The organism is Capnocytophaga sp. G1920 (assembly GCF_051417515.1).
This window is the reverse complement of the sequence record NZ_JBPRKH010000017.1, coordinates 51,228-58,497: the sequence shown is the minus strand read 5'-3', so window position 1 is coordinate 58,497 and position 7,270 is coordinate 51,228. Positions and strand designations below refer to the sequence as shown.

The 7,270-nt window shown below is 42.9% G+C and carries 3 protein-coding genes; all 3 read left to right on the top strand.

Features of this window, described 5'->3' with window-relative positions; genetic code table 11:
- Positions 1-865: 865 nt before the first annotated feature.
- From ACSQ7D_RS09975 to ACSQ7D_RS09965, 3 genes are read left to right on the top strand one after another with little or no spacing between them, the layout of a single operon-like run.
- Positions 866-3,895: a SusC/RagA family TonB-linked outer membrane protein gene (locus tag ACSQ7D_RS09975; protein ID WP_437136151.1), complete on the top strand. Its 3,030-nt coding sequence runs from the start codon at positions 866-868 to the stop codon at positions 3,893-3,895.
- A 12-nt stretch (positions 3,896-3,907) separates the two neighbouring features.
- On the top strand, positions 3,908-5,560 hold the full coding sequence (locus ACSQ7D_RS09970) for a RagB/SusD family nutrient uptake outer membrane protein (RefSeq protein WP_437136150.1): 1,653 nt from the start codon (positions 3,908-3,910) through the stop codon (positions 5,558-5,560).
- 7 nt (positions 5,561-5,567) lie between these two features.
- Positions 5,568-7,247, top strand: coding sequence for a hypothetical protein (locus tag ACSQ7D_RS09965; RefSeq protein ID WP_437136149.1), 1,680 nt, complete (start codon positions 5,568-5,570; stop codon positions 7,245-7,247).
- Positions 7,248-7,270: the final 23 nt, after the last annotated feature.

Here is a 7,270-nt window from a genome sequence, read left to right as displayed (position 1 = left end):
AATCGTTGTACTTCCTCCAATGCCGTACTTGCGTCGGCAGTTTTCAATACTCAATCCGTTTCTCTCAATCTCTTCTACGATACTCAACTTAAAGCAATCACTGTACCGAACTGTTTCTTTCCTCCCTATTGTCATATCTTTTTATGGTTTTTAGTGTAAACCTATTTCAGGATATGACACACCACTCCATTTTCTCATTTCCAAATTTACTAATTCTCTAATTTCTCTTCTCCTTCCCCGTCACTACACTCCCCCTCTCCTTGGGAGAGGGACGGGGTGAGGATTCTCTTTCTTTCGCCTCGAAACCCTGTTTTTAACATTTTTAGCGTTGTTGTATTATATTATGAATCAACTTTTTAAACACCCTTTCTATACCAATCGTCCAAGATTCGTATAAGCTTCCTATAAGCTCTCTATAAGCTAACCCCACCCTCCTTACGGCCTTTTTTCACCAAAACTTCTCTCAGCTCTCTTCCGAACTTTTCCGTTTCCTTCCGACAGGTTCAACCTTCCCATTTCCTCATTTCCAAATTTCCTCATTTTCACATTTTCTACGCTCCCCATTTACTAATTTATCCCCACCTTTCACATTAGATGCGATTTAACTAACCATTTATCATTCTCCATTTACCATTAATCAGATTTTTTTCTTTGCATAAGCGAGAATAAGAAAAAAATATTTCTAAAATATAATCCTACTAAATAATTGATTTTCCGACACTTGTGTACTTTTACAGCGTAAATCCATCTTTTTAAATAAAAATATTTAATAAAAAACTTGTTTATATTGTTATTTTTATTTTACTTTGCGCCGTAAAATTAAATACTGTAAAAACAGACCTTGTGATTTAAAACTGTAGGAAGTATGAATGAATATTTATTAACAATTAGAAATATAGTAACCCTATGGTTGCTATGTTTGGGTACTTCTTCTTTATGGGCACAAACGCTCGAGGTAAAGGGGAGAGTCACCGATGACAGTAATCAGCCCTTAATGGGGGTGAGTGTAGTAGTGAAAGGTACTACCCAAGGAGTGAGTACCGATATGGAGGGGAATTATACCCTTGCTAATGTGCCCCGTGGGGCTACTTTGGAGATTTCTTATATAGGTATGATTACCCAGAACATTGCTGTCAATGGACGCTCGCTTATCAACGTACAGATGAAAGACGAAAACCAACAGCTCGACGAAGTGGTAGTCGTAGGCTATGGTACTCAAAAGAAATCGAGTATGACGGCTGCTGTATCTTCGGTATCGGCTAAAGAGGTGCAAAAGCAGGTAACTGCCAATGTGGCTTCAGCCTTGCAAGGGCGTACACCTGGGGTGGAAATCTTGCAACGCGGAGGTATTGCGGGTGCCGAAGTAAATATCGTAGTGCGTGGAGCCGGTTCCTTTGGAGCTACCGCACCGCTTTATGTAATCGATGGAGCAATAGCCGATGGACTCGAGGCACTTAACCCTTCCGATATCGAATCGATAGAGATTCTCAAAGATGGTTCAGCGGCAGCTATCTATGGTTCGCGCGCTGCCAATGGGGTGGTACTCGTTACTACCAAAAATGGTAAGAGTGGTAAAACCATAGTAGAGGTCGATGCTTCTTATTCTTACCAAACGCCTTCTAAAATGCTCGATATGATGAATGCCGAGCAATGGCGCACTTTTGCTAACCAAGTTGCCGACAACAGTCCGGCTTACAACCGTGCCCCTCAAAACGTAAACCCTACCGACCCTAACCGTAGCACCGATTGGCAAGATTTGTACTACCGCAATGCGCCAATGAGTAGCTTCAATGCCAGCGTATCGGGTGGTGGCGAAAACTCTACTTTCAACACCAGCTTGGGCTATGTAAAGCAAGAGGGGATTATCATCAAATCGGAATACGACAAGTACAACGCTCGTATCAACTCCACTTTCAAAAAAGGGATAGTATCTATACAGGAAAATTTGGGTATTTCCACTGCTAAAAAAATATCGCCTCCTAGTATACGTCCGCTTGAAATTCCTACCATACCTGTAAAAGATGACTTAGGGCGCTATGTTTCTACGCCACAAAGTGAAGGTTATTCGGTTATCAATCGCGATATTACCAATCCTTTAGCACAAATCTATGCGCAAGACGCTTATACCCGCAATACTAATGTGACAGGTAGCTTAGGTACTGCTTTTAAATTGATGAAAGGCTTGCAGTACAAGCTCAATTTGGCAGGAAACTATGTGCATACTAATAGTTATACACATACTCCAGCGTATGCTACTTATTGGAATGCCGATGGTACCGCCGATTCAAAATTCAGTCAGTCGTATACTTCACTTTCAGAAAGCAGAGCCGAAAACTTCAATTATACCATCGACAACCTGCTTACCTATAATGGTTCGTGGAAAAAACACAATTTCGATGTGCTATTAGGTACCAGCTGGATGCGTGAGTTTTACCGCAAAAACTCTATCAGTTCAGGTGTTCACGATTTAGGATCCCCTACTGTAAAAACGTATAATGGTGAAGGGGTAGTAGGGTCTAACCAACTTAACAGTGCGTTACTTTCTTTCTTCGGTCGTTTGAATTACGACTACAACAACAAATACTTGCTATCGCTTAGTTTGCGCCGTGATGAGTCGTCCAAATTTGCCAAAGGGCATCGTGTAGGTTATTTCCCTTCTGCTTCTGTGGGTTGGAATATCCATTCTGAGCCTTGGTTCGACACCGAACTACTCAGCAAACTGAAAGTGCGTGCCAGCTATGGTGAATTGGGGGCTAACTTTATCGACCCTTATACTTTCTTAAATTTGGCTTATGGTCCTGTACCTGCTATTTTCGGTAGTAGCCGTCAGTATGGCTATGTTACCCGCTTTGCGCAACAAAACCTTACGTGGGAAACTTCTATCAGTTCTAATGCCGCTATCGAGTTAGGAATACTAGATAATATGCTCACCTTCACGGCTGAATATTTTATCAAGCGCAATAACAATTTGTTGGCACCACTCGAACCGCTTCCTTCTTCAGGACAAACCATCACTATCAACAAGGGAAATTTGCCAGTGTACAACAGTGCTTCGGTTGAAAACAAAGGCTTGGAGTTTTCTTTGGAATTCAGAAAGAAATGGGATGATTTCACTCTTAACTTCCAAACCAATCTTACCTATATGAAGAATAAAGTATTGGCATTGGGTGAAGGAGTACAACCTATTCGCGGGGAACTGATGAGTAGCAATTTCAACGACCGTCCTACCATCACCAAAGAGGGCTTGCCTATTGGTTCTTTTTGGGGCTATAAAGTAGTAGGAATTAGTGACCAAGGTGATTTTCTTTATCAAGCCAAAGACGGCACTGCTAAGCTGGCTAAACAGCTAAAAGAAGACGATAAACAAGTAATCGGTAACCCTACTCCTGATTTTATCTTTGGGTATAATCTCAATTTGAATTATAAGAACTGGGATTTCACTGCTTTCTTTCAAGGGGTAGCAGGCAATGAAATTTTTAATGCTAAAAAGTATGATTTGTACTTCAATTATAATCTGAACAGCCCTGTAGATGCCTTAAATTCTTGGACACCTACCAATCGTAACACTAAGTTACCTATCGCTAAAACCGACAATTACAACGGGGGCAACGCTTTGCCCAGTACGTTCTATATAGAAGATGGCTCTTATTTGCGCCTTAAAAACGTGCAAATAGGCTATACTTTCCCCGAAACATTGCTCAAAAAGATAGGAGGCTTACGCTCTTTGCGTATTTACGGCAGTGCTCAAAACCTCTTTACCCTCACTAATTATTCTCTTTACGACCCTGAGGTAAGTAGCAACGCTTTGTTCAACAAAGGTATTGACGGTTTAGAAGCTCAAGCTCCTGCGATTAATGCCCGCGTGTATAATATGGGATTAAAACTCACTTTCTAAACTAAAAACAAAATGAAAAAGATAGTATATAAAGCTGTATTTGTAGCCTGTCTTATAGGGCTTACGGCTTGCGAAAAAACATTCGATGAATTGGCGAGTGACCCTAACCAACAAGACGTAAATGGGTTTTACAGTTCGCCAGAGAAGATAGATCAAGGGGTGATAGGTATCTATGCCTATATTACTACTCCTCGTGCGATGGGTACTGCGGGGCGCTTGCAAATCAATCGTGGTGATGAGAGTAGCGACCGCTCCGATTATGGTGCTCCTGGGCAGTATTCAGCACAACTTACCTCGTCGTGGTATACGGTAGTACAGCCTTATGCCCTCTTCTATACAGCGGCTTCTCAAGCCTGCCAGATGATAGAGGTTATTCCTAACGTTAGTTTCACTAACCAACAACTAAAGAATGCTTATTTAGGTGAAGCCTATTTTTTAAGGGCTTATACGCACTGGTTTTTGTTTCTTAATTTTCGCAACATTCCGCTGATGAACCAGATGCCTGCTTCGGCCAAAGACTATAAACCTCAAGCAACCCCTGAGGCTGTCTGGGAACAAATCATCTCCGACCTCAAACGTGCTAAAGAACTCTTGCCCGAAAAAGGCTTTTGGAAAGGTGAATCGGTAGGACGTGTAACCAAAGGTTCGGCTATTGCTCTGCTTGGTAAGGCTTATTTGTACCGTTCGGGTATTGAACGCTATTATGGCAACAGCACCACTACCTATTACAACGAGGCAGCTGCCGAGTTCAATGAGCTTATCGTTAGTGGTAAATATCGCTTAGTAGCCGATTATAACGATAATTTTAAGGTAGCTACCGAAAACAACGATGAGTCTATTTTTGAACTCCAATTTTTGGGTGATGTAACCAATACGGGCTTTAACCCTGGTTTGTCTAACAGTGGGGTATGGCGCGACCCTCGTGGCTATTTGCCTCCTACCGATAAAAATGCTAGTAGTAGTGTGATTCACGATTGGGTATATAATACCTTTGTCAATTCTAAAGATGCTTCAGGTCATACTGATCCACGTATGTTTGGCACTTTGATTTTTGATGATACCAAACCTGAAATCAATGCCCGTACAGGAGACCAAGTCCGCGTTTTCGACAATAAGACTTTTGCCGAATTTTATGGTGCGAATGGTTTTGGTTCAGTAAATGCACAAGCCAACAAATATAAAGCAGCTTGCCGTAAGGGTATCGACTGGACGCTACCTACTAATAACCCTGGTAACAATTTCTTTATGTGGCAAAATCGCGCTAATGGCTTAAACCAAATAGAAATTCGCTATGCCGATGTATTACTAATGTATGCTGAAGCGGTAGTAAATGGAGGAACACAAGGCTCATTGAGTGCGTTGGATGCTGTAAACCAAGTGCGTGCCCGTGTAGGTATGCCTGCAGTAGCTTCAGTAGATATGAACGTGATAGAACGCGAGCGCATCTTAGAACTCACCCAAGAAGGGCATCGCTTTTTCGACCTCCTTCGCTGGGGCAAGGTAGTACAACGTTTCCGCGAATTGGAGGGTAGTGACCCCAATTTTAAACAGTATAACAATTCAGCTTACCTTGGCTTCCAAGAACACAAGAATGAGTGGTTACCACTACCCGTAGACGAAGTAGAAGGCAACCCCTATATTCAACATAATAATCCAGGCTGGTAATTAGCAAATGAAAAAAATAATACTTTTACTTTTAATTACTTTATTTGTAAAGTCTTTCGGTCAGGAACTTCATAACGGCATTCAGCTACCTGCTGAGTGGCCTCCCCGTTATGAAGAGCCTACTGAGAGAAAAGAAATGCCCGTACCGTATTTACAGCACAAACCTGCTGTAATCCCTATTAATACGGGCAGACAACTATTTGTAGACGACTTTCTCCTCAGCGAAAACCACTTACAGAAGGTCTATCACACCCCCACTTACTATGCGGGCAACCCTGTATTGGAACCCGATAAAGAGTGGGAGAAAACCACCCAAGGAGCAGTCTATGCCTCTCCTTTCAGCGATGGGGTATGGTATGACGAGCGTGACGGTAAGTACAAAATGTGGTACCTTACTGGGGCAGGCACGTTGCACAAAGAAGACCCGCAGACTTTCTACACCGGTTATGCCGAATCAACCGATGGTAAGCATTGGATAAAGCCCGCAATGGGGGTTTATAGCAATACTAATATTGTAGAAACATCTAACCGCGATGCGGCTACCGTATGGCTCGACCGCAATGAAAAAGACCCTGCCAAACGCTGGAAACTCTTTAATGTAGAACGTCGCCCGTCCGATCGCCGTTGGCAGTTTGTCCTCAAATACTCTCCCGATGGTGTGCATTGGAGCAAAGGGGTAGCACAGTCAGGTGATATATACGACCGTTCTACAGCCTTCTACAACCCTTTTACTAAAAAATGGGTCATTAGTATGCGCTATGGCACCCCCGTGTCAAGCCGTTCACGTGCTTATGTAGAACATTCAGACCCAGAGACTCTTGTATCGGTAACCCACCGTATACGCAAAGATGACCGCGATAAGTACGTACACTATTGGTTTACCCCCGATGATAAAGAGCTACGCCACGAAAAATACCCCGAAGTAGAGCCTGGTATCTATAATTTTGATGCGATTGCTTACGAGAGTATCATACTCGGTTTCTACAGTGCGTGGGCAGGACCTGAAAACAAAGTATGCGAGCAGGATAAGATACAAAAGCGTAATGTGATTTCATTGGGTTATAGTCGCGATGGTTTTCACTTTGCACGCCCTACTCACCAACCCTTTATGAATGTGAACGAAACTAAAGGAGCGTGGAACTGGGGCAATATGCAGTCGGTAAATGGGGTGCCTATCATTGTAGGCGATTCGCTTTACTTCTATGCCAGTGGGCGTAGGCTTAGCGAGGTGTTCTGGGATAGCCATACCTCTACAGGCTTGGCAACCTTGCGACGCGATGGGTTTGTATCGCTCAAAGCTGACAAGAAAGAGGCTTTTGCCACTACCGAAAAAGTCAGTTTTGACGGTGAATACCTCTTTGTAAATGCAGCTGTTAAGAAAGGCAAACTATTAATAGAAATGTTGGACGAAAGTGGCTCTCCTATTCCAGGTTTTACTAAGAAAGACTGTGTAGTATTGCAAAAAAGCGATAGTACCAAAGCGCGTGTACAGTGGAAAAACAATGCTACCCTCACAGCGCTTAAAGGCAAGCCCGTACGCTTTAAGTTCTACCTTACCAATGGCGACCTCTACGCTTTCTGGGTATCTCCTTGGCAAACCGGTGAAAGTCGTGGTTATACAGCAGGAGGCGGTAAGGGACTCAATCCAAGTGGCGTAGATGAACCGATAAGTCAATTAGCAAATTAGCCTTTCACTAGCGCGAGCTTGTA

Excerpts from the sequence above, each read along its gene's own strand:
- ACSQ7D_RS09975 (WP_437136151.1), top strand. The coding sequence starts at position 866 with ATGAATGAATATTTATTAACAATTAGAAATATAGTAACCCTATGGTTG.
- ACSQ7D_RS09970 (WP_437136150.1), top strand. The coding sequence starts at position 3,908 with ATGAAAAAGATAGTATATAAAGCTGTATTTGTAGCCTGTCTTATAGGG.
- ACSQ7D_RS09965 (WP_437136149.1), top strand. The coding sequence starts at position 5,568 with ATGAAAAAAATAATACTTTTACTTTTAATTACTTTATTTGTAAAGTCT.